We start from the raw sequence: 23,472 nt of genomic DNA, 5'->3' as shown, positions 1-23,472 counted from the left end.
GCCCATGCGTCAGAACTTCGGACCGGCACGCTTTCCGGCCTCCTCTTTCCGCTTCTCCGCTAACTTGTTGGCCTCGCGCGTCAAGAGGACATTCGTGGCCGTGACGCCGCTCGCCTCCAATTGACGATTATAGGCGCTGACCTTCACGTTCATGATGAGCGGCTGCGACGCTCCTCGCGGGGTGTCGGCCGCATATCTTGCCTGTACGAGCGAGTGCGAATGGCAGATCCCGCCGTGCTCGTCCCTCCCGTCGCTGACGCTGTAATACCCTTTCGTCACCTGCTGCGAGATATTGCCTCGGGGGTAGTCCGCTCCCGCCATCCACTGGTTCCCGCATTTCTGCCAGATTTCCTTAGCCTTCGCTCCCATCACTTGCTGCTTTTGGGCATCGAAGACCCAGAGCAGAAGCGTGCTCTCGTCCCTCACGCTCTCCGGACCGTACTTCTTTCTCATGCCGGCCAAAATGGTGTCGACCGGCGGCTGACTCCCCGGCTTATCGAACCAGAAATCGCGCCATACGCCATAGACAAACACCTCATTTGGCGCATAGGTGAGGTGGAGGCCGAAATACTCAATCCCTGGATCGGAGGCCGTGCTCACATTTTTTGTAGAGGCCATCACCGGCGTCATGACGACTCCGGGCAGCGCTTCAAACTCAAACTTGAACTGGGGTTCCAGTTTGAGTTTCGCGTTGTGCGCCTTCACCGCCTCCACCGCATCTTTGAGCGGCATGCCGACCTTGACGCCGACGACGTCCAAAAACTCGGCCTTCGCCGCGATCTTCGCCGTGGCCTCCGGCGTCCCGAACTCTGCCGAGGGTTGCGGCGGATCATAGTTAGGTTGAGCCGCGTGAGTAAGCGCTGACGCGACGAACAGCATGAAGATAACCAAGAAGGGGCCGGGATTGCAGCGAAGAGGGGTTCGCGTCATAACGTTGCTCCTTTCCTGTAACCCAGGTTCGAGGCACGCTACGCTAGAGGCAAGAAGAGCCGATAGTATCCAAGAGCTGGAGCTCCGCGTCAATATGAGATGCTAGGCCTAGCGGCCGACGCAATTTCACGTAAGCAAACAAGATGCCACCCCCGAGCCAGCCAAACTCACAGGGTTTGATTGTGAATCCGCTGATTATCTGGCGGAGGAAATGATGTCGCGACCGGTGACACTGTGACCTGATTGGCCCCATGCGATGCAATGGCAGAGGCCTCTGGCCTTACGTTGGTAGCCTTGGCGAGGCAGAGAGCCCTGTACAATTTTAGGTGATTTCCGCTCCCGTCACAAAAATGCTTCATAACTCTTAGGTCACACCGGAGTTCTTCAGGAGACAGCTATGAAAGTTACTGGTAGCCGTTCGTGCAAGCTGAGATTGGCACACCGACAAGGCATCCTGAGCCCCTTCGCAGTTCGGCATCCTCTGTAACGCATTCGACAAACGGGTCTTTCGTGATGGACAATGGGTCCAGACGCCATGGCAATCGGCAATCTGTGACCAGGAGTGTGCCCATGAAACGCCCAGCCTCGCCAGCAGAACAGCAGGCGCAACAACGATTCGGTAGCAATGCCCGCGCCGCATCGTTTTATGCCAATCAGATGCTGGACTATCTGAATCCCCTGATGCAGCAGTTCATCGCCCGGCAGGAAATGGTCTTCATCGCCACTGCCGATGCGGCGGGCCATTGCGATTGCTCCTTCCGCGCCGGCACACCGGGATTCGTCCAGGTGCTCGATGAAAAGACCGTCGCCTATCCGGAATATCGGGGAAACGGCGTCCTGGCGAGCGTGGGTAATATTCTAGAAAACCCGCAGATCGGGATGATCTTTCTCGACTATTATCAGAGCACGGTGGGATTACATGTGAATGGAGCTGCTCGGGTCTTCAGCCCCGATGACCTCACCACCTTCCCCCATCTTCCAGCCGGCATGGTCGAAGCCTCTCGAATGAAGGGAGGACGCCGCCCTGAAGCCTGGATCATCATCGACGTCGAAGAAGCCTATATCCACTGTTCCAAACATGTGCCACTCATGAAACGACAGGATAAACAGATCGCCTGGGGCACGGACGACGAATCCGTGAAAGGCGGAGATTTCTTCAAAACGAAACCGGCTCCCCGGCTATAACGCCAGCGCACATCCCTCCTGTATGGGCCTTGTTTTTTTGCCCCTGCTCTTGCATGCTCCCACGTCTTGACAGTCACAGCACTACAAGAACATGAACAAGGAGTCCTCATGCCCGACGAATTACACCCGCGACGAATCGATGTCTTAGCCATTGGCCTGTTCGGGCTGGCGGTCGGTGCTCTCACCCTGGGAGTCGCGCAGTTGGGTGGAATTCCTGACCAAGATCGAGTTGGCACGCTGGTTATTGCCTTAATCTTCGGCGGCATCGTGCAAATCCTGGCTGGCATGACCGACATCCGTTATCACGAGCAACTCGGCGGCACTGCCCTGACCATGTACGGATTCTTCTGGACCACCGTCTGCATGGCGAAACTCGTCAGTGCGAGCACCACCTTTCATCTCAGCATGGTGCTGTATGCACCGATCACCCTGGTCTATTTCTTTTTCTCTGCCATCATGGTGTACCTCACCGCCTATCGGAATACGACGCTCTGCGCCCTGCATGCCGTCATTACAATTACCTTCTTCACCACCTTCCTCGCACACGTGGATCTACTATCTGAAATGCTCCCGGGCATCTTCCACATCCTCGTAGGACTCATGGCGTTTTATCACGCGGTCTCCAGCCTCACGACCGCCTTCACCGGCCACCCACTGCTCCCGCTGGGGCCGGCGCTCTTGCATCATCGGCCTGCGCCATCGCACCGCTAGCAGACGCTGTATCCAATCCGCCAGGGGCCATGGCTCCTCATGCCTGAAGTGCGAGACCGGCCACGTAGTGCTGCGATGTTGGTTGGTCTCGCCCATTGCGAGGACTGGTCTAACCCGACCCGACCGAGGAAACCTTAGCCCTCAAGGCGAACCATATCCCCGGCATGCACAGAGCCCGGCGTGACGACTGTGGCCAACACCCCTACCATACCCTGATTATGCTGGACTACCGCACGAAGTATCCCTCGGTCTTGAGGTAGGTCATGTTGCGGTAACGTCGTCATCACACAGCGCGCGCAGAGACTCGTGACTGACAACCGAACATGGGAACCTATTGCAAGAACATGCCCCTTCCAGTCGTTCTCCAAAAAAACGGGGTCCGAAGTTCCAGGATCGATGACTACATTGGGCCGGAACCGCCGCGCATCAAAGAGCCCGTCCGGATAGCGCGATTGCAAGGCTTCAAGCGTCGCAGTCGTCAATAGATGGACGGGCGCTTCATCGAAGAAGGTAGTGGGAGGCATCTTCACCGTGGTCTCGCTGTCCCGCTCAACCAGGCCATCCAGATTGGGAACATATTGTTCCAACAGAGGCTGAGCCGGAGGCACGGTCGTAAGCGTGACCGTTCGGCCAAGTTGCTGAGACAGGACAGCATCCACCTCTCGCAAAGACTCCGTGACAATCCGTCCATCCGGAAGCGTAATCTCCACGCCCATCGAAGCTCCTGGAAGGAGGCGCGCCTGAAACGTAAACAGACTAGGCCAACGCTTGGGATTCTTTGCACTCACCACATGTCCGGTCTCACGGTCGAGCAATGCAAACCGGCGATCACCCTGGAGTCCTCGCTCAGTCACAGCTACCATGGCCAACTGCTCCCCCAGCATCGACTTCACGGGGTACCGCCATAGTTCACGTACGGACCCAATCCCTGGGTTCTCCTCAATTTTCACGATCGTCTTCTCCAATAATTTAATAGCCCTCGCCTCTCGATGCGCTAAGTCTTCTGCTTGGCACGGGCAAGCGCCAGGGCCATCGCCATCGTCCCGGCCGGCTGTGCCTGACGCTCCGGGGCATGCTGAGGTGCTGACGGACGCCGGTCTCGTTGATCGCGTGCGGCTCCCGTAGAGGCCTCAGCTGGTGCGCGATTAGAAACCGAACCACTCCCGGGCACATCGTCAAGCCGCATAGTCAGACTGATGCGCTGGCGCTTCACATCGACTTCCAGCACCTTCACCTTCACGATCTGACCAGGCTTGACGACCTCATGGGGGTCCTTGATGAACTTATTAGCCAGCGCCGATACGTGCACGAGCCCGTCCTGATGTACGCCGACGTCGACGAAGGCACCGAAGGCCGCGACGTTTGTCACCACGCCTTCGAGGACCATACCGGGATGCAGGTCGGTCAGCGACTCGATGCCTTCTTGGAAGGTGGCTGTTTTAAATTCCGGACGCGGGTCGCGGCCAGGTTTTTCTAACTCGGTCAGGATGTCCCGCACCGTCGGCACACCGAACTTCTCATCGGTGAAATCCGCGGGCGACAATCCCTTCAAGACTGCAGGCTGACCCATCACGTCCATCATACCTTTACCAATGCGCGCCAGAATGCGCTCGACCACCGGATAGGCTTCCGGATGGACCGAGGAGCGATCCAGCGGATTGTCGCCATCATTGATACGCAGAAATCCAGCGGCCTGTTCGAACGTTTTATCGCCAAGGCGCGGCACCTTTCGGATCGTGGTCCGGTTCGCAAACGGACCATTGGCATCGCGGTACTCGACGATATTCTTCGCCAGCACCTTATTCAGACCCGACACCCGTTCAAGCAACGGAGCCGACGCCGTATTGACGTCCACACCGACAGCGTTCACGCAATCTTCGACGGTGGCATCCAGCGATCGTGCCAACGCCTTCTGGTTCACATCGTGCTGATATTGGCCGACGCCGATGGCCTTGGGATCGATCTTCACCAACTCTGCCAGCGGGTCTTGCAAACGACGGGCAATGGAAACGGCCCCGCGCAGACTCACATCCAATTCAGGAAACTCTGCCGCAGCAAAGGCCGACGCTGAATAGACCGATGCCCCGGCTTCACTGACCACGATCTTGGCCACTTTCTGTTCCGGCTTATGCCCCACGACTAATTTAATGACCTCGATAGCCAGCTTGTCGGTCTCCCGGCTTCCCGTCCCATTGCCGATCGAGATCAATTCAACGCCATGTTGCACGACCAGCCGTGCGAGCGTCGCCAGCGATCCTTGCCAGTCATTGCGCGGCTGGAGCGGATACACGGTCGTGGTCTCCAGCAACTTGCCGGTCGCATCCACCACCGCCACCTTGCAACCGGTACGGATACCGGGATCGAGGCCGAGCACGGCCTTCGGACCGGCCGGCGCCGCCAGCAACAGCTCATGCAGATTGCGACCGAAAATCTTGATCGCCTCGGCTTCCGCCGCTTCGCGCAATTGCACCAGCAACTCCACCGTGAGATGCAAAAGTACTTTGACCCGCCACGTCCAATCGCAGACACTCATCAGCCACTTATCCGCGCGACGGCCCCGGTCTTCGATGCCGACATGCGCCGCAATGGTGGCGATGCAGGGATGCGGCACGACCGCTTCCAATGCCTCGCCCAGGCCCAAGTCGATCTTCAAGACGCCCAACGCGCGGCCCCTGAATAGTGCGAGGGCGCGATGAGAGGGAATGGTGCGGATGGTTTCGGAGTAGGCGTAATAATCACGGAACTTTTCTTCCTCGGCCATTTCCTGGCCCTTCATCACGGTCGATGTGACGACGCCCTGGTCCCAGAGGCGGGTCCGCAACTTGGCGAGCAGCTCGGCGGTCTCGGCAAACCGCTCGACCAGAATATCCCGCGCACCCTCAAGCGCAGATTTGGCGTCCGGCACGTTGATGGCGTCGACGCCCTCAGACGCAGGCTTCACATTCACATACTTCACGGCCTCCAGCTCAGGGTCGAGCGTCGGATCGGCAAACAGGCCATCGGCCAATGGTTCCAACCCCGCTTCGCGCGCAATCTGCGCGCGCGTGCGGCGCTTGGGCTTGTAGGGCAAATAGAGGTCTTCCAACGTTTGTTTGGTCGCGGCGGCTTCAATGGTGCCGCGCAGCAGATCGGTGAGTTTGCCTTGCTCCTCGATCGAGGCCAAAATCGCCGTGCGGCGCAATTCCAATTCACGCAGATACAGGAGCCGTTCCTCCAACGTACGCAAATGGGTATCGTCCAGGTTGCCCGTCACCTCCTTGCGATACCGTGCGATAAACGGCACGGTCGAACCCTCGTCGAGCAGGGCGACTGCGGCTGCGACCTGATGGGCTCCTACGCCGAGCTCCTTGGCGATGAGCGGGATAATCTTGAGCTGAGCGGCATCTGAAACTGGCTGAGTCGTTGGAGAAACCATCTAGGTCTGTGACCGATCTTTCCGAAAGCGCCATCCCGCCAAGTGTTGGCCACTCGGAGACAGTGCTCTCTGGTTATACATGTGTGTGCGTTGACGGTCTTGATTGGCGGAGCTTGATCGTGCGCTCCTGGCACCGAGACGCTGACCATGATAGAGGCACCATGGCCGCGGACCACCCGATAGTCACAACCAAACCTGCACGGGCGTCAGTCTAGCAGGAGGCACAGCCACTGTAAAACCCATGCGCGAGTGACGCCTCAACCTTCTAGAATCATGCGCATGGCGCATGGCGTAATCACACCGCTTCGAGGGAATCCTGTCGCATTGCGCCAACTCTTCCCGGTATGTTACCTGTGAGAGGCTATCGGATTGCACGCAGGAACCCGCCATGGAACAGCTGACAGAATCTACAGACCGACGATCAGCCCTGCGACAGCCCGGCGCAATCCTCCTCATCTCCTGTTATGAACTCGGACACCAACCCATCGGCATTGCTCAACCGATGGGATTTCTCGAACAGGCAGGATTTGCGCCGACCGGGCTCGACATCGCAATTGATGACCTGGATGAAGCAGCCCTCAGGCTCGCACATTTTGTCGGCATCTCAGTGCCCATGCATACGGCGCTCCGGCTGGGCGTGCGAGTCGCCGAATTGATCCGGACGATGAATCCAGCCTGCCACATCTGCTTCTACGGGCTGTATGCCTCGATCAATACGGACTATTTACTTCAGACACTCGCCGACTCTGTCGTAGGGGGAGAGTATGAGGTTCCCCTGCGGTCACTCCTCGAAACACTCGATCGGAATCAGGCCATCAACCTCCTCGAAGGAGTCAGCTCACGACACCGAATGGTCAGCCCCTCGCTGCAGCGTGGGTATGCCTCAACAGCGTCAGCGGTCCCGCATCCCATCCCAAGTCGCAGAGGGCTCCCGATGCTGGACCGGTATGCCCGGCTCGAAGAGCAGGGCGCCGAACGGCTGGTCGGATACGTCGAAGCCAGCCGCGGATGTCTCCATCACTGTCTCCATTGCCCGATCGTGCCGGTCTATGACGGACGCTTCGTGCTCGTGCCTGAGTCCGTCGTCCTGGAAGACATCAGGCGCCAGGTGCAAGCAGGCGCCACCCATATCACGTTTGGCGATCCTGATTTCTTAAACGGCCCAGGACATTCCCTGAACATCGTTCGCGCCATGCATGAAGAGTTCCCACGCCTGACGTTCGATTTCACCGCAAAAATCGAGCATCTCTTGAAGCGCCGTGCCCTGATGCCGGACTTGCGCGCGCAGGGATGCCTGTTCGTGATCTCCGCCGTAGAGTCGTTCAGCGACCCTGTTCTGGAGGTGCTCCAGAAGGGCCATACGGGGGCCGACATCATCTCCGCGCTCAACATTCTACGCGAGGCCGGTATCGCCCTTCGCCCGTCGCTCGTCGCGTTTACACCCTGGACCAGCCTGGACGATTACCTCTACATGTTAGACATGGTGGACATGCATGACCTGATCGATGCAACCGATCCGGTCCAACTGAGCATTCGCCTCCTGGTTCCTCCAGGATCGGCGCTGCTCGACCAATCTGATATTCGACAGTTTCTCGGTGCGCTCGATCAGGCCGGATTTCAATATCCCTGGACACATCCGGACGAGCGGATGGACCGGCTGCATCAGGCAGTAAGTGGGATCGTGGAGGCCAGTGCAAAGGACGAGACAGACGCGATGCTGACCTTTGATCGCATTCGTACTGTGGCCCATGAGATGGCCGGACGTCTAACGAGTCCCTCGACTCGCCCAACGCCCGCCAGGCTCAATCGTCAAAAACCACCTCGTCTCACGGAGTCCTGGTTCTGCTGCGCTGAACCAACGACCCGACAGTTTAAGCCGCTCCTGACAAAGGGGCATGGAGAGATCTAGAATGTTGGTGACAACACATCAAGAGGGGGACGAATCGTGCAAGCTGAACTGATGACACAGGGCACCAAGATCCAGGAACTATTGGGATTGAAGCGATCTCCAGTGGCAATTGCGTTTCGAGACACAGCCCCGGCGGATATTCCACGGGTCACCGCCACGGCACCGGCAGGATGCGGCTATTGGAAACTTGCCGCGGAAGGCCAGACCTTCTATACCGAAGCCTCGGACCACTATACCTGTCCGGTCGGTGCCCATACCCATGGTGTGGATCTACCACCACAGGTCGCGACTGAGCTCAACGGGCTCGTCGAGACCATGGTGGGACTGGAGTACCTTACGATGGCCGATATTCCGACGATCCCGCGTCGGCAAGAACCCTTTCGCGTGGCACTCTATGCGCCGATGACACAGGCAACCTTCACCCCAGACCTGGTCCTGATCCGGGGAACCGTCAGGCAACTGATGCTGCTGGCAGAGGCTGCACAGTCCGCCGGCATCGCAGGCGGGAGCGCCACCATGGGGCGGCCGACCTGCGCCATCATTCCGGAAACACTGCAATCGGAACAGACGGCCAGCAGTTTTGGCTGCATCGGCAACCGCGTCTACACCGGGCTCGGGGATGACGAAGGCTATTACACGATCCCAGGCGCAAAACTGGTCGACGTGGTAGATAAACTGTCGATCATCGCCGAGGCGAATCGGCAGTTAGAAGCCTTTCACCGAAGACGCGCAGGAACAGCCACCCCTATCGCCGGCTAAACAGATATCATGCCGAGACTGCTCTTGCTTCTGCCGGCCACGACCTACCGAGCAGAGGCATTCCTCGAAGCGGCCCGCCTGGTGCCCGTCTCAGTAACCGTGGGCATGGAGCGGGTTGCCGAAGGCGTTCCGATCTCCTCGGACGATGTCTTGCTGCTTGACCTGCACCATCCAGAGGCGGCCGCACGCACCGCCGCCGAATTCGCCAGACAACACCCGATCGATGCGGTGATCGGCGTCGACGACCGAACCGCCGTCGCGGCAGCAGTGATCGCAGAAGCTCTGAGGCTCCCCCACAATTCTGTTGCCTCCGTCACAGCCACCGGTAATAAACGCGAGATGCGGGAGCGCCTATCCAGGCAGGGTATTCCCGTGCCTCACCATCGCGTCTACCCCCTCGACGGCGATCCACGAACGTTCGCAAAGCAGGTGGACTATCCCTGCGTCCTGAAACCGCTGATCCTCTCCGCCAGTTGTGGGGTCATTCGTGCGAACGATGAGGAAGAGTTTTGTACGGCATTCCACCGTGTCGGCGCGCTCCTCACCGACTTGGGTTGGGCTGCGCGCGATGAGCAGGCCCGTTGGATCCTCGCGGAGGATTTTGTGCCAGGATGCGAAGTGGCGCTGGAAGGGTTACTCACGAACGGCACATTGCAGATGTTGGCGCTCTTCGACAAACCCGATCCACTGGATGGCCCTTTTTTCGAAGAGACGATCTATGTGACCCCTTCGCGCCTTCCGGCTGAGGTCCAGCAACAGATTCTCGACTGTGCTGAGCGAACGGCGCTGGCCCTGGGACTACAGGAAGGGCCGGTGCATGGAGAGTTTCGTGTGAATACCGATGGCCTGTGGGTCATTGAGATGGCAGCGCGGGCGATCGGTGGCCGCTGTTCCAGTATGCTTGATTTCGCCTCCGGCATGTCGCTCGAAGAGCTGATCATCCGCCATGCGCTGCGGATGCCGATCCCGACCCTGACCAGACAGGAGCATGCGGCGGGAGTGATGATGCTCCCTATCCCATATGCTGGCAGGCTGAGTGACGTACGGGGACAAGCTGACGCGAGAGCCGTACCAGGGATTGTCGAACTGACGATCACCGCACAGCCTGGCGATGAACTCGTCCCGCTCCCGGAAGGGACGCGTTACCTGGGGTTCCTCCTGGCACGGGGAACGACACCGGAGGAGGTGGAGCAGTCGCTACGGGACGCGCACCGCCGATTGACGGTCGTCATCTCGGCCTCACCGTCGGCGCAGAACGAGTCGCCGCCACTCACGCCACAATCACGATCCATGCGTTTTTAGCGACGGCCCCGCCACCCACAGAGGCAACCGGTGATTGATCGCTAGCTCGGCTTCTTCTTGGCCTCTGCGGTCGTGTTCCGCGACCATTCTTCCAAGCTCTTGCCCTGTGCCGCCACATCTGCCATGCCGGTCATATCATGCAGCCATGCGCCTTGCACGGTCTCGCCATCGTCTGCGATACCCTTCTTGATGGCCTCCAGCTCTTTGTCGAACCGTTCGGGTGCTTGCTCAAGGATGCGCCGGATCTTCCACTTCGTCACAGGTTTACCGTCCGCATCCAAATCACACCCGTAATGGACGAGGTCTACCTTGCCGGTTTCAAGCACCTTGGCCAACATCCGATAGGTCACGCCTGAACTGGATTGAATCAGCGCGGCCTTATAGAGACGCTCGCACTTGGTCGGATCCACTTCTAACGATGTCAGATCCTCAATCACCTTGGCGGCAACATCAGGGGCTGTCTCGACTTCTCCCATTGTAGTTCTCCTCTGTACAGGGGTTGAGCCTCGTGGCCAATCACAGACGTGACCCTACCAGACTGCTCTTGCACAGAGCAAGACGACCGCAGACGACTACCCGCGGCCGGTCAGCAGGCTGAAACACCTACGGCTGTTGAGCCGCTATTCATTCCCGGAAGATTGGACGAAGGCTCGGAGACGTCCCGGCCCACCAGGAGACACTTCCCTTGAACGCAAGCGCCCGCCACTCAATGAGGTGCCAGGACAGGACCGCGAGTGAGAGGGTAATACAGGCAGACATGAGGAACAGGAGGAGGACTGATACGCCAGGAAGCAAGGCGGCAACCGACTGCTGAACAGGAAACGCATAGATATAAACGCCATAGGAATAGTCGCCGACACGATTGTAGATCCTGACAGGTCCGGAAGGAATGTAGGCCAGATACAACACCGAATAGGCGATGGTCAGCAGATAGGCGATAAAGAATGTGCGGGGGCCGACCAGGGCCGATGACAGCAGCGCCACCGCACAGAAGCAGAAACGCCCATGAGACATCGCGATCTGTTCTTTGAGAAGACAACAGGAGGCACCAGAAAAAAACATAAAGAACAATGTACTGAATTGATCGGCGGGGAGACCTTCGATGTGGCGCGTGATGACAATCAGACCGGTCACAAGGGTCGCTGACACAATCGCTATTGAAAAGGCTCTGCCGCCGATGCGCTGGATTCGCCGAAATACCAGCCAGACCATCACGACGATGACATACATCCGAATCTCATAGGGCAAAGACCATAGAGACCCGTTCACGGCGTGCCTGTACGGGTTGTCATCAAACACCCCGGGCAGGTTATACCAAACCCCGCTGATGAGGGTTGCGCATTTCACCAAATACCCATACGTCAGAACATCCGTGAAATAGGACGAGAGGGGCCGCGAGGTCAGGAACGGGCCAAGTCCGAACACGGTCAGGAGCAACATGACCAGCAGAGCGGGGAAAATTCTCAAGAATCTGGCCCAGAGAAATTCACAGGCATTCTGCCGCATCACGAGGCTGCCCGTGACAAGAAAGCCGCTCGTCACAAAGAAGAAATCGACAGCAATCGTGCCCATGGTCATGCCAAGACTGTCTCGAAACGGCTCAGCAGCCCCCGTCCCGGTCGCCAGGGCAAAGCTATGCGTGACCAGTACGGCAAGCGCCGCCATGATGCGAATCAAGTTGAAATTATTGTCACGGCCTTGCGTATAGTTGGACAATGTCACAGGGAAAAGCCTCTTCGCCACATACCTGTAGGCTATCCTGCCAGCATCCCGACATTCGTCCAAGCGATTTCGCCGCCGGCTCACTTCGATGAGGCATGAATGGTTCAGGCTAGCAGGCTGCGGAAAACTCGGTGTATGAGAGAGAACATAGCCAACTTGCTCCGAGTGGCACCGTGGTTGGAACAACCACAGGATGCTCAAAAAGGCCGCCCAGCAAGGCCGCAGCGAGCGAAGAGGCGAGGCGTACGGGTTGGTACGTTGAGCCTCTTCGTGAAGCGAGAACGCCGCTGGTGGACTTTTTCAGCATCCTGCTAGATCTCAGACTATGACTCCGTTACACTCCGTGACCTTGAACAGGAGCGATCATGCCGGTAGAGCGAATCGTCAACTACTACACCTTGCTGGAGCTGCTCTCCACCGCAACGGATGCGGAGATCAAGAAGGCATGGCTTGAACAGATCCAGGTCTGGCATCCGGATCGATTTGGCCATGCGCCGGCCTTACATCGGAAAGCGGAAGCCAGGACCCAACTGATTAACCAGGCCTATCAAACGCTCAGCGATCAGGCCGCACGCGCCAGCTACGATGCCAAGACGCAAGGCTCGGCCTCCCAGAAGCCGGCAACCAGCCCAGCCCCAACGGCAAGCCCCACTTCCGGATCGTACGCCTCTACCCCGCCACGTGCGCAACAGCCCTCACGATTCGACCAAGGTCCACGCGGACCTCAATCACTGATCATGCTATTGTCTCAGCAGGGCCAACCGAAAGTCATGGTGCCGGCCATTCATCTCTACGTCGACCCTCGCGAGTTCCAGCCCTACGACTTTCATGGCTTCGTGCGTATCGCCGGAACCATGCGAGAGACCTTACCCGTCAGCGGCTACGCCATTGCTGAAGTCCCCGAATTACTCTGCATCAAACGCATCGGCGTCGAAGAACTCTATACGGTCTTCTCCAACCCTTCGCACAACCGCACACCGTTTCTCCGTGAGCTCGAACAGGTCCTCGCCTTTCCTGCCCGCTTCCTCGTCATCGAAGGCATGCTCCAGCACCGGAAAGCCGGAGGACGGCTTAACCAATATCACAAGATCGGGTTGATGGATTTTCTGGACGCCCTCACCGCCCGATATGGCATCCAGGTGATCTACACGGACACCCGTGACGAGGCGGAAGAACGCATCGCTAATCTCGCCGCCACGCACTATGCCTATTATTTTGCCGAACAACAGGGATTCGGACGGTGCCTGAAAGAGGATGACTTGTAAGTGCCTCTGTCCGTTACTTCGCTGATGCAGCGGGTTGCGAACTAGGTATACCGGGACTGTTGCCTGACAGGTTCCATAGCTATTCCGCTCAGGTCGAAGATGCTGGACCAGCAAGCCACCGTCACTCAGGGAAGACGGTCATGACTGCGGAGCTGGACGGGCAGGAAGGACGGCTGGTACTAGCCATGAACCATCATGGTTGGGTAAGATTACGGTATTCAGGAAACCAATTTCTCCCGGCAGATGAGTTGATTGCCACCATGACGAAGCACGGTCACAGCGAGAGAGTGGGGCGCGGCGATCAGCCGCGCCCCTATGCACCGGCTTACTTGCCGGCCGAATCCTTCTTCTCATCCTTCTTGTCGTCGCTGAACACCACGTGGCCATCCTTGTCCTTCTTCTCTTCCTTCTTATCGTCGCTCAACATCACCACGTGGCCGCCTTTATCCTTCTGCTCTTCCTTCTTATCCCCATCAGCAAACGCCACGGTGGACATCGTGCCGAAGCTGAGGAATGCCATCAACGCCAGAAACCCGCTTGCCTTTTTCATAAGAACCTCCAAATATAAGTATGATGATAAGAAAAACACGAGTCGACCCTGCCCTATGCAAGGCTTACTTTTACATCTACCAAGCATGACACGACCGGCACAACGGACAAATCGGCTGACCATGGACAGGATTTATCCAATGCGCGGGTAACCAATTCAGAGGGACAATACACATGGCTGCTATAGGGCATATCCTCACGAGAGAGCAGGCAATGCCAGACCGTCCATCGGTAACAGGAAGGCTCGACGAGGTCGTGACCACGCCGGAGGACTTCGACCGGGTCGTATCTCAGGCATTGCCGATCCTATTGGATCGGGCGTCTACCTATACGAAAAGATTCCTGCGCGAAACCGGCCAGTGGAACGACGACGTCGCGCATGAAAAATTCGTCCTCCGCTGGGGGGCTGAATATCTCGAGCAGTTTCTCGTCTGCGGACGGAGCGAACTCCCCTGCCGGCCGCTGTTCCTTTTGGACTCGCTGGTCGCCAAGCAACACAGCCGACCCGAGCCGTTTTGCTACCATCCGGACCTGCTTACACCCCTCGGCCGGTTTCTCGACGGGCTTGTGGCACGGGCCTCCATCAGCCGTGATGCGTTGATTGCCCTCTACTATCACTGCTACGGATTAGGGCCTCGAGAGGTCATCGCGATGATGGGCCTGAATGGATCGGAGAGCCAGCGGATCTATAAGAACTTTCATCGGTGGCGGGAATCCGGCTGGCAGCGGACAGTCGATGAGATGGGGATCAGCAGCGAGGAATTACACGAACTCATCAGCCAACAGCAACATCATCCTCACCGATTCAACAGCGAGGCTGATCGGATGGTCCGGTTCGCGCAGGCGCACTACCGGAAAAGCGAACCGAACCATTATCCCTGCCTCTCCCGCAGCCAATGGGAGGACATGTTCGTCCAGGGCTACGGGTGTGAGTACCGGATCTGGCATCTTGCACTGTGTCTGGACTGTATTCAAACGGCCTGGGATCTCGGTTGCAACGCAACAACGACCGTAGAAAAGCCGCGAGTGGAACTGCGCGTCCGGCCCTGAGGCGACATCCACGAGGGACCGAACGGCACAAGGAGAGAGTATGGAACAAGATCGGGAGCTCACCAATTATCGAACACAACTCCTCCTGGCGTTGAAGCAGGGTCGGCGCCGATCTGCCTGCGACTCATCGGATACGGTCCAGGTGTTTGTCAATCAGCGGCGCGTCGGATTTCTCACCGGAGCCGACGCCACCTTGCACATGCAGAACCATACCCGTATCAACACCGTCCAACTCCGGACGGAAGACGGCATACTACTCGGCGGTCTCTGCGCTCCCGAAGACGGCTTCAGAACCAGCCGCATTCCGCTCGCCGGCGATTCGATTGAGCTTCGAGTCCATAACAACGAGCAGGGCGGATCGGTCAGCGCCGTAGTCATCCCGACGCTGAGCTTCTGGCATCGAGTCCAGCAGACGTGGGCCGGCCTCACCGCCAACCCCACCACGGGTCCCTCTACTGCGGCCGTTCCCGGCATGAGAGCCTTCGCCTTCACTCATGCGCTGTTGGCTATCATGGTGGTGGGCTTGGCGGCGGAACGTTTCGTCTCCAGGACGGCGCCGGCACTCGTGACACAGACGGACGCTCCCTTGGCGGCCCCGCTGGCTGAACTCACGACGCTCAAACAGCAATTGGCCGATCTCGCACAGCTGCAGGCGAAAGCCGTGGACACGATTCAGACGCAACAACAGGGCATGACACAGCTGCAGCGATCCATGGCCAAGCTATCCTCGACGCAGGAAACGGTGGCATCCAGTGTACTCACCGTCAAGCAGGAGATAGAAAAACGACATAGCGGATCAGACCGTGAGGTGCAGCGCATGGCGCACCTGCTCATGAGCAAGTCCCAGACCGAGCAACAACAGCTCGAGGCTGAAATCCATAGCCTCATGACGGCAAACGACACGCTCTCCAAAGGAATGGTCGACCTGGAGCAACACAATCTGGACCTGAAGAAACGACTGAAGTCAGCCGGAATTGAGGTATCGAAAAACACTGTGTCGGACCGCGACAACCCAGTCGTCGCCCGCCAGGGCGACGCAACCCAAGCGCCGCAGGTTGCCGAGGTCCGCCCGAATGGCCAGCCACAACCCTTCTTGTTTTGGGTGACGTTCAGCGAGGGGACCAGTCAGGAAAGCATCGATCAATGGGTCAACGAGATGCAGGGACACAAAGGCGCGTTGACCGGAGGCTGGCAAGCGGTCGAAATCGTCCCACCGTCCCTACCGCCGGACCGCTTCCTGGAACAGGTCAGGCGGGCGAAAATCGTGAAAGCCGTGCGAACCAGCCGATGATGGCGAGTCCGGTCATCGCCACAAAGGGTGACGAAAAGGGATAACGGCCGGCGGCGTCAGGCATGCGTTCCGAAACCAGCCTGCCGCAGGCTTCGTAGACCACCACCGCCACAGCGGCAGAAAGATTGCGGCTCCGGTTCCCTGGGACCATGGGGATGCGGGTACGCTGTTGCTCGCCACCCCCCAAATCTCACCCGGTAACCCACGGCTTTCCAGACCGAACACAAAGGCATCGCCGGCGGCATAGTCAACCAGCGTAACGCCCAGAGGCTTCACGAGATGTAATCTTGTGCCCGTATTCGCGCACAGCCATATGATGTTGCCGGTGTTTAGAGGGGTCTGGTGGAGAATGACCGCAAGAATAGCGGGCACTCGGGTATGAGGGACCCAAACCTCAAGACGAATAGACGAAACACTCACCTGCGAATAACTCTGACCGCTAAAGGCTTAGCTGCGCATCCATCCAGGCGATCCTCTCACGCAGCCAGTCCTTCATCGCAACCACCTCGCGGTCATAGGCACCCGTCACCACGCGATTCGGCCAGACATAGATGCCCAATATATCCCACGTTTGGAAGTTTCTCACTTGGACCTTGCTCAGCCATTGAGCCCTACGGTCGGCAAAGGTGAACAGACTGTCGAGATCGCCGTTTGCCTTCAACTGAGCCCAACGGACTTTGACCTTCCCTTCGAACACAGGATCCTCAAACATCCTCCTGAACCAGGGCGCAGAGCGGATATGCCAGCCATCTGTCAAATCGGCGTGACCATAGTTCACATTGCCGATGGCGAGATCGAAATCCCACACAGGGCCAAAGGTCAACTTCCCGTCGCGCTTCTTATACAGGAACGTACTCAGTCGAAGATTGCCGTCGACGTTCTTAAAAACCTCATTGATGAGATAGTACGTAATGGCTGAGTCCACATCGAGATAGGCTGCATAGCCTGCACCCGGATCGGCGAATTGACCGGAGAAAATCGCCTGCTCGGTTTGAGCAATGTACCCCTCGATATAGGCACGCTGCGCTCCCCATCCAGGCTCCAGTAATTTGTCTGGATTGCTCAGGCAAAACGTCATTGCCGAACTCGCCGACTCGATACAAAAGTCCTCGCCTCGGCGAGAGTCAATCTCTATCAGGTACCCACCAGAAATCACATCTGGCCCCGTATCTCCAACGTTAAGTTCTGGGATGTTGACCCTATTCGGCCCAACCCGCACATGCTCAACTAATTGATAGATACCACGGTAGGCCCCGTTCAACTGCAATTCGACATACGTGCTCCTAGGCGTGTACTCCATCCCCATCCGACGACTAAGCTCGAAGGCAATGTCGTTGCGCATCAAGGTCTTGTCCGAGTAATTCGCGAGCAATACCCAATGTCTGTTCGCCGGCATACTCAATAACGATGTGCTGCTTGTCAGTTTGAGGCGATACGGCTTTTTCGGCATCAAATCCCAGGTGGAATGCCCACGCCCACGAATTTCCAGTGTGCTGTCCATGAGGAGCTGCCCATTCTCGCTGGTGAGGGTGTAGCGCCCGGCTTCGTAGACCTCTCTGCTTGTTATCTCAACCCCTCTGTTGGTTGAGATGCTCAACATGGGCAGCGCCTCGGCTACGGCCGCCTGCACTGATGGCGAACTGGTGGAGGGCGCCTCGTTGCTCGCGCCACATCCGATCACCGCAACAAGACACCACACGACAATCGACACATAGAATCGAGTCATACATCCACCTTGGTTGCTGCAGGGAAAATGTCATCTCTCATGAATGATAATGGCGTCGCGCACTCTACAAACAAACTACCCATCCTGACTATCGAATCAGGCTACCTCTAGTACATTTTCACTGATTGTGATGACGACCAGCAATACCACAAATGTGGAAGGAACGAGTGCCTATCGCCATCGACGCGGAAATCAAGAGAGCCTGACATGAACAGCAGCATCTGCATGCCTCGATAGATTCCCCCCTGCACCTGCGATCCATCAGAAAGCCGGAGGTCGCCTCAATCAATATCATAAGATTTGAATTGATCGATTTCCTTGATGCCCTCACCGCGCGATATGACATCCAGATCATCTATGCTGATACGCGCGACGAGGCAGAAGAACGGATTGCCAACCTCGCAGCCCTGCACTATGCCTACTACATTGCCGAGCAACAGGGCTTCGGGCACTGTCTCAAAGAGGGGGACCTAGAGGAACCAATGGCTCATAGCGAATAGCCGGAACAACGAGAGTCCAGATTCTCCTGCAGCGACTATCGGCGATCAGCTCCTCACCCCTTTCCAAATCCCAGCTGCCGCCAGGCTTCGTAGACCACGACCGCCACAGCGTTGGAGAGATTGAGGCTCCGGTTACCCGGCACCATCGGCACGCGAATACATTGTTGCACGGGAACCGAACCTAGAATCTCGGCCGGTAGCCCGCGGCTTTCCGGACCGAACACAAAGGCATCGCCGGCGCGAAAGGCAACCAAGTCATACTGCTGCGTCCCCTTGGTCGAAACCGCAAAGAGACGACCATCCTTGAAGCATGCGGCACAGTCTTCCCAACTCTCATGAACCGTGAGCGTGGCAAATTCGTGATAGTCCAGTCCCGCTCGCAGTAATTGCTTATCCTCCAGCGTAAACCCAAGAGGTTTTACCAAATGCAATCTTGCGCCAGTATTGGCACAGAGCCGAATGATGTTGCCGGTGTTTGGAGGAATTTCCGGTTGGTAGAGAATGACGTCAAACATGAAGCTCGTGACTGAGATGAGAACCCATTATTGTAAGGCGATCCGCTCCGGGGCAAGTCTACTGGAAAGACTCGCTGGGATCCATCGGTTCCCGCCCGGTGGAACAGAGGTGCAACAACATAGAATACCCCAGTTTTGGCTCTCCGCAGCGTGGATTGCTGGACATCCTGCCTCGCTCACCGCTCACACGGCCGTCTTCCTCCAGTGGGTACTCAAGTAAACCAGGCTCTCAACCGAAAGAAGGATGTAAGGGGTACTATCATCTGGCATCCCTCCCCCCCTCAAGGCGCTAGAAACTACCCCTAGCATTCTGCCCCATTGAGACCGGCAAATAGAGGATACCGTGCTGGGCTAACGGTGACCGCACAAAAGAAGTATGGTGAGGTCCCTCATGGAAGTTGCTCCCCTCCCGCAAAACGAATCGGCCCGCCTCAAGGCGCTGCATACTGATAAGATCCTCGACACGGTTCCCGAAGAAGCCCTCGAAGAGCTGATCCGTCTTACCTCGCAAATCTGTGGCATATCCATCGCATCAGTGCGTCTCATCGACCTCACTCGGCAATGGTTCAAGGCGAAGGTCGAAGCGACAATGTACGAGGCCTCACGCGGGCTCACCTGTTGCGCCCATGCCATGCTCCCGCGCACGATCCTTGACCTACCTAATACGCTGGCAGACTCTCGCATGGCTATCAACCCATTGGTCACCGAGAATCCCTTCATCCGCTTGTACGCTGGAACTCTGCCGAACACCCCCGAAAAGCATGCCCTGAGGACATTCAGCGTCATTGACTGCAGCCCACGGCAATTCACCGACGAACAAGGACAGGCACTGACCGATCTGAGGGGCAGGCCGTGAAACTACTGGAACGGTATCTGTACCAAACGTTGCTGAAACCCCGCGCGGCTGCTCCTCAATGGCTCTCGTGGACTATCGGCGGCCTCTGCTTCACGATCCTCATGATCGAAACTATCACCCCCTTGGGCGTAGCTATTCCGGTGCTGTATCTCCTCCCGGTGGCCCTCGCCGTGGGGACTCGCGATCATAGAACCGCAAGGCTCATCGGGATAGTCACGATAGGTCTGGTCATTGCGGGCTATATCCTCTCCCCTCCTGGAGAAGACAGCAGATATGCTTTCATCAATCGATGCCTCACGATCTTCTTACTCGTCATCGCCATGATGATGGTTGAGCTGTTCAAAAACCACCTTGCCAAGGTCCGTCAAATCGAAGAAGACAAGATCCTCCTGGCCAACAGTCAGAACCAGATCGTGGAGTCGGCACCCAACGGCATGTTGATCGTAAACCAGAGTGGCACGCTCCTCCTAGTCAATGCCCAGATCGAACAGCTCTTCGGCTATCGCCGTGAAGAGCTCTTGGGCCAACCTGTGGAACAGCTTATTCCGAACCGGTTCCGGTCCCAGCATCCACACCTGCGCACCACGTTCTTCCAGAATCCAACCACTCGCGTCATGGGCGCCGGTCGTGACCTCTTCGGCCTCCACAAGGACGGGACCGAGTTCCCGGTCGAACTGGGTCTCAATCCGATCGAAACGTCGAACGGCACACAGGTGCTCGCCTCCATCGTCAATATCACCGAGCGAAAAAGAACGGAGGCCACGCTGCAGCAGGCGGCCATAGAAATGGAGCACCGAAATCTTGAGTTGGCGAAGGCTCACACGCGTGCCATTGAGGCTACACAGGCCAAAAGCGAATTCCTGGCTTCAATGAGCCATGAGATTCGAACCCCGATGAATGCCATCATCGGCATGGCCGATCTACTTCAAGAAACCACCCTCACCACCGAACAGCAGGAATATGTGCGGCGATTCAGCCGAGCAGCCACAAGCCTCACCGACTTGATCAACGATATTCTTGACCTGACAAAAATAGAAACCGGCCATCTAGAAATGGAATCGGTGCCATTCAATCTCGCTGACCTTGTGGACAAGACCGCAGAGCTGATGTCCGTGCGGGCCAACGCCAAGGCGCTCGAACTCGTGGCCTTTGTGCATCCTGATGTGCCGCCCTATGTCATGGGTGATCCGACACGCCTGCGCCAGGTGCTCGTGAATCTCGTGGGAAACGCCATCAAGTTTACGGAGCGTGGCGAAATCATCATGCGTATCGACCCCATCGGGAACGAGGCCGGCTTCACCACACTCCGCGTCTCGGTCTCCGACACGGGGATCGGCATCCCCGCTGACAAAATCCAAACCATCTTCGACAGCTTTACTCAAGTCGATTCCTCCACCACACGAAAGTATGGCGGCACCGGGCTCGGGCTGAACATTTCCAAACGGATTGTAGAACTGATGGGCAGTCACATCGAGGTCATCAGTATGGAAGGGCATGGCAGCACACTGTCATTCGTCCTACGTATGGCCACAGTACCCGGGCTCGCAACGATGTCCGAGCAACCCGTCCTCGTCCTGCAGGGATGCCGAATGCTCATTGTGGATGACAATGAGACTAATCGGATGATCGTCCGCGAGTTCCTCACGCGCATGGGGGTCATCCTGAGCGAAGCCCAGGATGGGCTGACTGCACTGGCCGTATTGGACGACGCCCGGCGTCGAGGCGAGCCGTTTCAGCTCGCGGTCCTGGACTTTCATATGCCGGGCATGAATGGACTCGAGCTTGCCCAGGCCATTCGCTCTAGGCCTGAATTCACAACACTTCCCTTGGTCATGCATGCCTCGGATATGCGTGGCAACTCTGCCCTCCGCGCCCGCGCAGTGGGAATCGCCAGCTATGTCCACAAGCCCATCAGCCGAGCACGGCTATTGACCTCGCTTGCGGAAGCGCTGAATCCCGCAGCGAAGGTGGGGGCACCTCCCGCGCCGGAGCCGACGGCTCAGCCAAGCCCCACCGACCTTCGCCCGCTCCGCATCCTGCTCGCCGAGGACTTGGAGGACAATCGCGATGTAGTGGCGCTGTTCTTAAAAGAGACTCCCTACCAGTTGGACATGGCGGAAAACGGCGCGGTCGCGCTGAAAAAGTTTCGCACCGGCACCTATGACCTGGTCTTCATGGACATCCAGATGCCGGTCATGGACGGCTATCAAGCCACGGAAGCCATTCGTCAATGGGAATGTGAACAACAACGGGTCCCGACCCCGATCGTGGCATTCACTGCAAATGCCTTCAAAGAGGATCTCGAGAAAAGTCTGGCGGTTGGATGCATGGCTCATCTCACGAAACCTCTGAAAAAGCAGGCCTTACTCACGTCAATTCTGGAACATACCGGGCAGCCATCGGGCCACAAAGCCTAAAACCGTGAGACCCCGACTTATGAACGAACATACATCAAGAGGCCCCGCTCCATCGGGACCGGTCATCGTGCCTGTCGACGCCTCGTTCGCGCCCCTCATTCCACGATTCATGGCGAACCGGAAAAACGAGGTGATCACGATGCAAAAAGCCCTTGCGGCACAGGACTTCGAGAGCCTGCGCACGATCGCACATGGCATGAAAGGAGCAGGAGGAAGTTATGGATTCACCGCCATCACCACGATGGGGGCAACCATTGAAGCCGCAGCAAAGCAGCGCCTCATTCATCAGATTGAGGAAGAGCTACGCCACCTTGGCTCGTATCTCGATCGAGTCGACGTAATCTTTATTGAAGAGACGTCTGATGACTAGGAGATCGACACACATGGAGTCGTCCATGCAGCCGACCAAGAACGCAGTAGGAGGAACGCACATCATGAAGAAACAGAAGAAAACGAAACAAGGCGTGGTCCTCCTCATTGAGGACGAAGAGGATACGGCAGACCTCATCACGCTCCACCTTGAACAGTCAGGGATGTCCGTCGTCCAGGCGAGAGATGGCCGTCAGGCCGTATCCATGATGGAGGATATCGCACCGCCTCGAGCTATCCTGCTCGACCTCGTCATTCCCTACATCAATGGATTTGAATTACTGAAGATCATTCGCACCAAGCCTGGCTGGGAACAGGTTCCGGTGATGGTGGTGTCCGGCGACTCGTTCGCGGGAGACATCGAGCGCATGCTGCACGAGGGTGCGAACGATTACATCATCAAGTCATGGGGCGTGGGAGTGATTCATCATCGCTTGCAACAGATGCTGGAGCAGACATCTGTCGGGCGAATGGCCTCACCCACCAGACTGAAAGAACCACATTCCAAGATGAGAGGGATACATTGATGCAACCAGTCGGTGGAAACGGCACAGTCCTCGTCGTGGAAGATCATGAAGATACCGCATGTCTCTTGCGGTTTATTCTTGAACGAGAAGGTTATGGCGTCACACATCTCCGCGACGGGCAGTTGGCTCAGCAGTTCATCTCGACGACGCCTCCACCGGACTTGCTGTTGCTCGACATCATGCTCCCATCACTGACAGGACTGGAACTCTTGCGGATCGTCAGAACAACGCCGGAATGGCAATGGATTCCGGTCATTCTTCTGACCGCCAACACACAAACAGAGACGATGACCCTGGCCGCAAATCTTGGCGCGACTGAATATGTGCAAAAACCATTTGCCGCGGAGCGATTATTAAAATCCATCCACCAGTTCTTGCCAAGGCCAACCGATCCTCAAGTGCGGTAGCCTGAACGGGCCTGATACGTCTGACGCTACGCAGAAACCACTGCGGCGATCCGGCCCATTTCGTCCA

Annotated in this window: 22 protein-coding genes and 1 pseudogene; 14 read left to right on the top strand and 9 right to left on the bottom strand. The window is 57.4% G+C overall.

Annotated elements, in window-relative coordinates; all coding sequences use genetic code 11:
* Window positions 1–9: 9 nt before the first annotated feature.
* Window positions 10–930 carry a hypothetical protein gene (locus Q8N00_12330; GenBank protein ID MDP2383581.1) on the bottom strand — a complete coding sequence of 307 codons (921 nt, stop codon included), beginning with the start codon at window positions 928–930 and terminating at the stop codon, window positions 10–12.
* A 570-nt stretch (window positions 931–1,500) separates the two neighbouring features.
* On the opposite strand from Q8N00_12330, the gene Q8N00_12325 reads away from it, so the two are divergent.
* Window positions 1,501–2,115, top strand: coding sequence for a pyridoxamine 5'-phosphate oxidase family protein (locus tag Q8N00_12325; protein MDP2383580.1), 615 nt, complete (start codon window positions 1,501–1,503; stop codon window positions 2,113–2,115).
* Between the two features lie 108 nt (window positions 2,116–2,223).
* Window positions 2,224–2,826: a GPR1/FUN34/YaaH family transporter gene (locus Q8N00_12320; GenBank protein MDP2383579.1), complete on the top strand. Its 603-nt coding sequence runs from the start codon at window positions 2,224–2,226 to the stop codon at window positions 2,824–2,826.
* Between the two features lie 134 nt (window positions 2,827–2,960).
* On the opposite strand, the gene Q8N00_12315 is transcribed toward Q8N00_12320, so the two are convergent.
* Together Q8N00_12315 and Q8N00_12310 are read right to left on the bottom strand one after the other, a co-directional pair.
* The gene (locus Q8N00_12315; GenBank protein ID MDP2383578.1) at window positions 2,961–3,776 is read right to left on the bottom strand and encodes an MOSC domain-containing protein; all 816 of its coding nucleotides are present in this window, start codon (window positions 3,774–3,776) and stop codon (window positions 2,961–2,963) included.
* A 44-nt stretch (window positions 3,777–3,820) separates the two neighbouring features.
* On the bottom strand, window positions 3,821–6,241 hold the full coding sequence (locus Q8N00_12310; GenBank protein ID MDP2383577.1) for a Tex family protein: 2,421 nt from the start codon (window positions 6,239–6,241) through the stop codon (window positions 3,821–3,823).
* Window positions 6,242–6,629: 388 nt separating this feature from the next.
* Here Q8N00_12310 and Q8N00_12305 point away from each other — a divergent pair, with 388 nt between their 5' ends.
* Genes Q8N00_12305 through Q8N00_12295 form a run of 3 tightly spaced genes read left to right on the top strand, consistent with a single transcriptional unit; the run spans window position 6,630 to window position 10,211 of the window.
* The gene (locus Q8N00_12305; protein MDP2383576.1) at window positions 6,630–8,150 is read left to right on the top strand and encodes a CUAEP/CCAEP-tail radical SAM protein; all 1,521 of its coding nucleotides are present in this window, start codon (window positions 6,630–6,632) and stop codon (window positions 8,148–8,150) included.
* A 36-nt stretch (window positions 8,151–8,186) separates the two neighbouring features.
* On the top strand, window positions 8,187–8,909 hold the full coding sequence (locus Q8N00_12300; protein ID MDP2383575.1) for a DUF169 domain-containing protein: 723 nt from the start codon (window positions 8,187–8,189) through the stop codon (window positions 8,907–8,909).
* 9 nt (window positions 8,910–8,918) lie between these two features.
* Window positions 8,919–10,211, top strand: a complete 1,293-nt coding sequence (locus Q8N00_12295; GenBank protein ID MDP2383574.1) for an ATP-grasp domain-containing protein — start codon at window positions 8,919–8,921, stop codon at window positions 10,209–10,211.
* A 41-nt stretch (window positions 10,212–10,252) separates the two neighbouring features.
* On the opposite strand, the gene Q8N00_12290 is transcribed toward Q8N00_12295, so the two are convergent.
* On the bottom strand, window positions 10,253–10,687 hold the full coding sequence (locus tag Q8N00_12290) for a hypothetical protein (GenBank protein MDP2383573.1): 435 nt from the start codon (window positions 10,685–10,687) through the stop codon (window positions 10,253–10,255).
* Between the two features lie 148 nt (window positions 10,688–10,835).
* Entirely contained in the window at window positions 10,836–11,954 is a 1,119-nt protein-coding gene (locus Q8N00_12285; GenBank protein ID MDP2383572.1) for an acyltransferase, read from the bottom strand.
* A gap of 344 nt (window positions 11,955–12,298) precedes the next feature.
* Here Q8N00_12285 and Q8N00_12280 point away from each other — a divergent pair, with 344 nt between their 5' ends.
* A complete protein-coding gene (locus Q8N00_12280) occupies window positions 12,299–13,198 on the top strand; it encodes a DnaJ domain-containing protein (protein MDP2383571.1) in 900 nt (299 codons plus the stop codon).
* Window positions 13,199–13,523: 325 nt separating this feature from the next.
* Here Q8N00_12280 and Q8N00_12275 read toward each other — a convergent pair whose 3' ends face one another.
* Window positions 13,524–13,748 (bottom strand): hypothetical protein, encoded by a 225-nt coding sequence (locus Q8N00_12275; GenBank protein ID MDP2383570.1) that lies wholly within the window; start codon window positions 13,746–13,748, stop codon window positions 13,524–13,526.
* A gap of 173 nt (window positions 13,749–13,921) precedes the next feature.
* On the opposite strand from Q8N00_12275, the gene Q8N00_12270 reads away from it, so the two are divergent.
* Both Q8N00_12270 and Q8N00_12265 read left to right on the top strand, forming a co-directional pair.
* On the top strand, window positions 13,922–14,797 hold the full coding sequence (locus tag Q8N00_12270; protein ID MDP2383569.1) for a hypothetical protein: 876 nt from the start codon (window positions 13,922–13,924) through the stop codon (window positions 14,795–14,797).
* 40 nt (window positions 14,798–14,837) lie between these two features.
* Entirely contained in the window at window positions 14,838–16,088 is a 1,251-nt protein-coding gene (locus tag Q8N00_12265; protein MDP2383568.1) for a hypothetical protein, read from the top strand.
* Window positions 16,089–16,176: 88 nt separating this feature from the next.
* Here the strand turns inward: Q8N00_12265 and Q8N00_12260 are convergent.
* Window positions 16,177–16,451 (bottom strand): annotated as a pseudogene (locus Q8N00_12260) (TrmH family RNA methyltransferase).
* Window positions 16,452–16,527: 76 nt separating this feature from the next.
* The gene (locus Q8N00_12255; protein ID MDP2383567.1) at window positions 16,528–17,814 is read right to left on the bottom strand and encodes a CotH kinase family protein; all 1,287 of its coding nucleotides are present in this window, start codon (window positions 17,812–17,814) and stop codon (window positions 16,528–16,530) included.
* A 305-nt stretch (window positions 17,815–18,119) separates the two neighbouring features.
* Here Q8N00_12255 and Q8N00_12250 point away from each other — a divergent pair, with 305 nt between their 5' ends.
* Complete coding sequence (locus tag Q8N00_12250; GenBank protein MDP2383566.1) at window positions 18,120–18,314, top strand: hypothetical protein; 195 nt, start codon at window positions 18,120–18,122, stop codon at window positions 18,312–18,314.
* Window positions 18,315–18,367: 53 nt separating this feature from the next.
* On the opposite strand, the gene trmL is transcribed toward Q8N00_12250, so the two are convergent.
* Entirely contained in the window at window positions 18,368–18,829 is a 462-nt protein-coding gene (gene trmL / locus Q8N00_12245; GenBank protein MDP2383565.1) for a tRNA (uridine(34)/cytosine(34)/5-carboxymethylaminomethyluridine(34)-2'-O)-methyltransferase TrmL, read from the bottom strand.
* Between the two features lie 391 nt (window positions 18,830–19,220).
* Here trmL and Q8N00_12240 point away from each other — a divergent pair, with 391 nt between their 5' ends.
* The 5 genes from Q8N00_12240 to Q8N00_12220 all read left to right on the top strand — a co-directional run bounded on the left by Q8N00_12240 (window position 19,221) and on the right by Q8N00_12220 (window position 23,405).
* The gene (locus Q8N00_12240; protein ID MDP2383564.1) at window positions 19,221–19,685 is read left to right on the top strand and encodes a GAF domain-containing protein; all 465 of its coding nucleotides are present in this window, start codon (window positions 19,221–19,223) and stop codon (window positions 19,683–19,685) included.
* Window positions 19,682–22,102: a response regulator gene (locus tag Q8N00_12235; GenBank protein MDP2383563.1), complete on the top strand. Its 2,421-nt coding sequence runs from the start codon at window positions 19,682–19,684 to the stop codon at window positions 22,100–22,102. The genes Q8N00_12240 and Q8N00_12235 overlap by 4 nt, the downstream gene beginning before the upstream one ends.
* Before the next feature lie 19 nt (window positions 22,103–22,121).
* Complete coding sequence (locus tag Q8N00_12230; protein MDP2383562.1) at window positions 22,122–22,472, top strand: Hpt domain-containing protein; 351 nt, start codon at window positions 22,122–22,124, stop codon at window positions 22,470–22,472.
* Window positions 22,473–22,536: 64 nt separating this feature from the next.
* Window positions 22,537–22,998: a response regulator gene (locus tag Q8N00_12225; protein ID MDP2383561.1), complete on the top strand. Its 462-nt coding sequence runs from the start codon at window positions 22,537–22,539 to the stop codon at window positions 22,996–22,998.
* Complete coding sequence (locus Q8N00_12220) at window positions 22,998–23,405, top strand: response regulator (protein ID MDP2383560.1); 408 nt, start codon at window positions 22,998–23,000, stop codon at window positions 23,403–23,405. Before Q8N00_12225 ends, Q8N00_12220 begins: the two co-directional genes overlap by 1 nt.
* The last annotated feature ends 67 nt before the right edge of the window (window positions 23,406–23,472 follow it).

The sequence above is a fragment of the Nitrospirota bacterium genome (genome assembly GCA_030684575.1).
Lineage (GTDB): Bacteria > Nitrospirota > Nitrospiria > Nitrospirales > Nitrospiraceae > Palsa-1315.
This window is presented reverse-complemented; position numbering and strand designations above follow the sequence as displayed.

Coding starts and splice junctions, on each gene's coding strand:
- Q8N00_12330 (MDP2383581.1), bottom strand. CDS start 930: ATGACGCGAACCCCTCTTCGCTGCAATCCCGGCCCCTTCTTGGTTATC.
- Q8N00_12325 (MDP2383580.1), top strand. CDS start 1,501: ATGAAACGCCCAGCCTCGCCAGCAGAACAGCAGGCGCAACAACGATTC.
- Q8N00_12320 (MDP2383579.1), top strand. CDS start 2,224: ATGCCCGACGAATTACACCCGCGACGAATCGATGTCTTAGCCATTGGC.
- Q8N00_12310 (MDP2383577.1), bottom strand. CDS start 6,241: ATGGTTTCTCCAACGACTCAGCCAGTTTCAGATGCCGCTCAGCTCAAG.
- Q8N00_12305 (MDP2383576.1), top strand. CDS start 6,630: ATGGAACAGCTGACAGAATCTACAGACCGACGATCAGCCCTGCGACAG.
- Q8N00_12295 (MDP2383574.1), top strand. CDS start 8,919: ATGCCGAGACTGCTCTTGCTTCTGCCGGCCACGACCTACCGAGCAGAG.
- Q8N00_12290 (MDP2383573.1), bottom strand. CDS start 10,687: ATGGGAGAAGTCGAGACAGCCCCTGATGTTGCCGCCAAGGTGATTGAG.
- Q8N00_12280 (MDP2383571.1), top strand. CDS start 12,299: ATGCCGGTAGAGCGAATCGTCAACTACTACACCTTGCTGGAGCTGCTC.
- Q8N00_12275 (MDP2383570.1), bottom strand. CDS start 13,748: ATGAAAAAGGCAAGCGGGTTTCTGGCGTTGATGGCATTCCTCAGCTTC.
- Q8N00_12270 (MDP2383569.1), top strand. CDS start 13,922: ATGGCTGCTATAGGGCATATCCTCACGAGAGAGCAGGCAATGCCAGAC.
- Q8N00_12265 (MDP2383568.1), top strand. CDS start 14,838: ATGGAACAAGATCGGGAGCTCACCAATTATCGAACACAACTCCTCCTG.
- Q8N00_12255 (MDP2383567.1), bottom strand. CDS start 17,814: ATGACTCGATTCTATGTGTCGATTGTCGTGTGGTGTCTTGTTGCGGTG.
- trmL (MDP2383565.1), bottom strand. CDS start 18,829: ATGTTTGACGTCATTCTCTACCAACCGGAAATTCCTCCAAACACCGGC.
- Q8N00_12240 (MDP2383564.1), top strand. CDS start 19,221: ATGGAAGTTGCTCCCCTCCCGCAAAACGAATCGGCCCGCCTCAAGGCG.
- Q8N00_12230 (MDP2383562.1), top strand. CDS start 22,122: ATGAACGAACATACATCAAGAGGCCCCGCTCCATCGGGACCGGTCATC.
- Q8N00_12225 (MDP2383561.1), top strand. CDS start 22,537: ATGAAGAAACAGAAGAAAACGAAACAAGGCGTGGTCCTCCTCATTGAG.
- Q8N00_12220 (MDP2383560.1), top strand. CDS start 22,998: ATGCAACCAGTCGGTGGAAACGGCACAGTCCTCGTCGTGGAAGATCAT.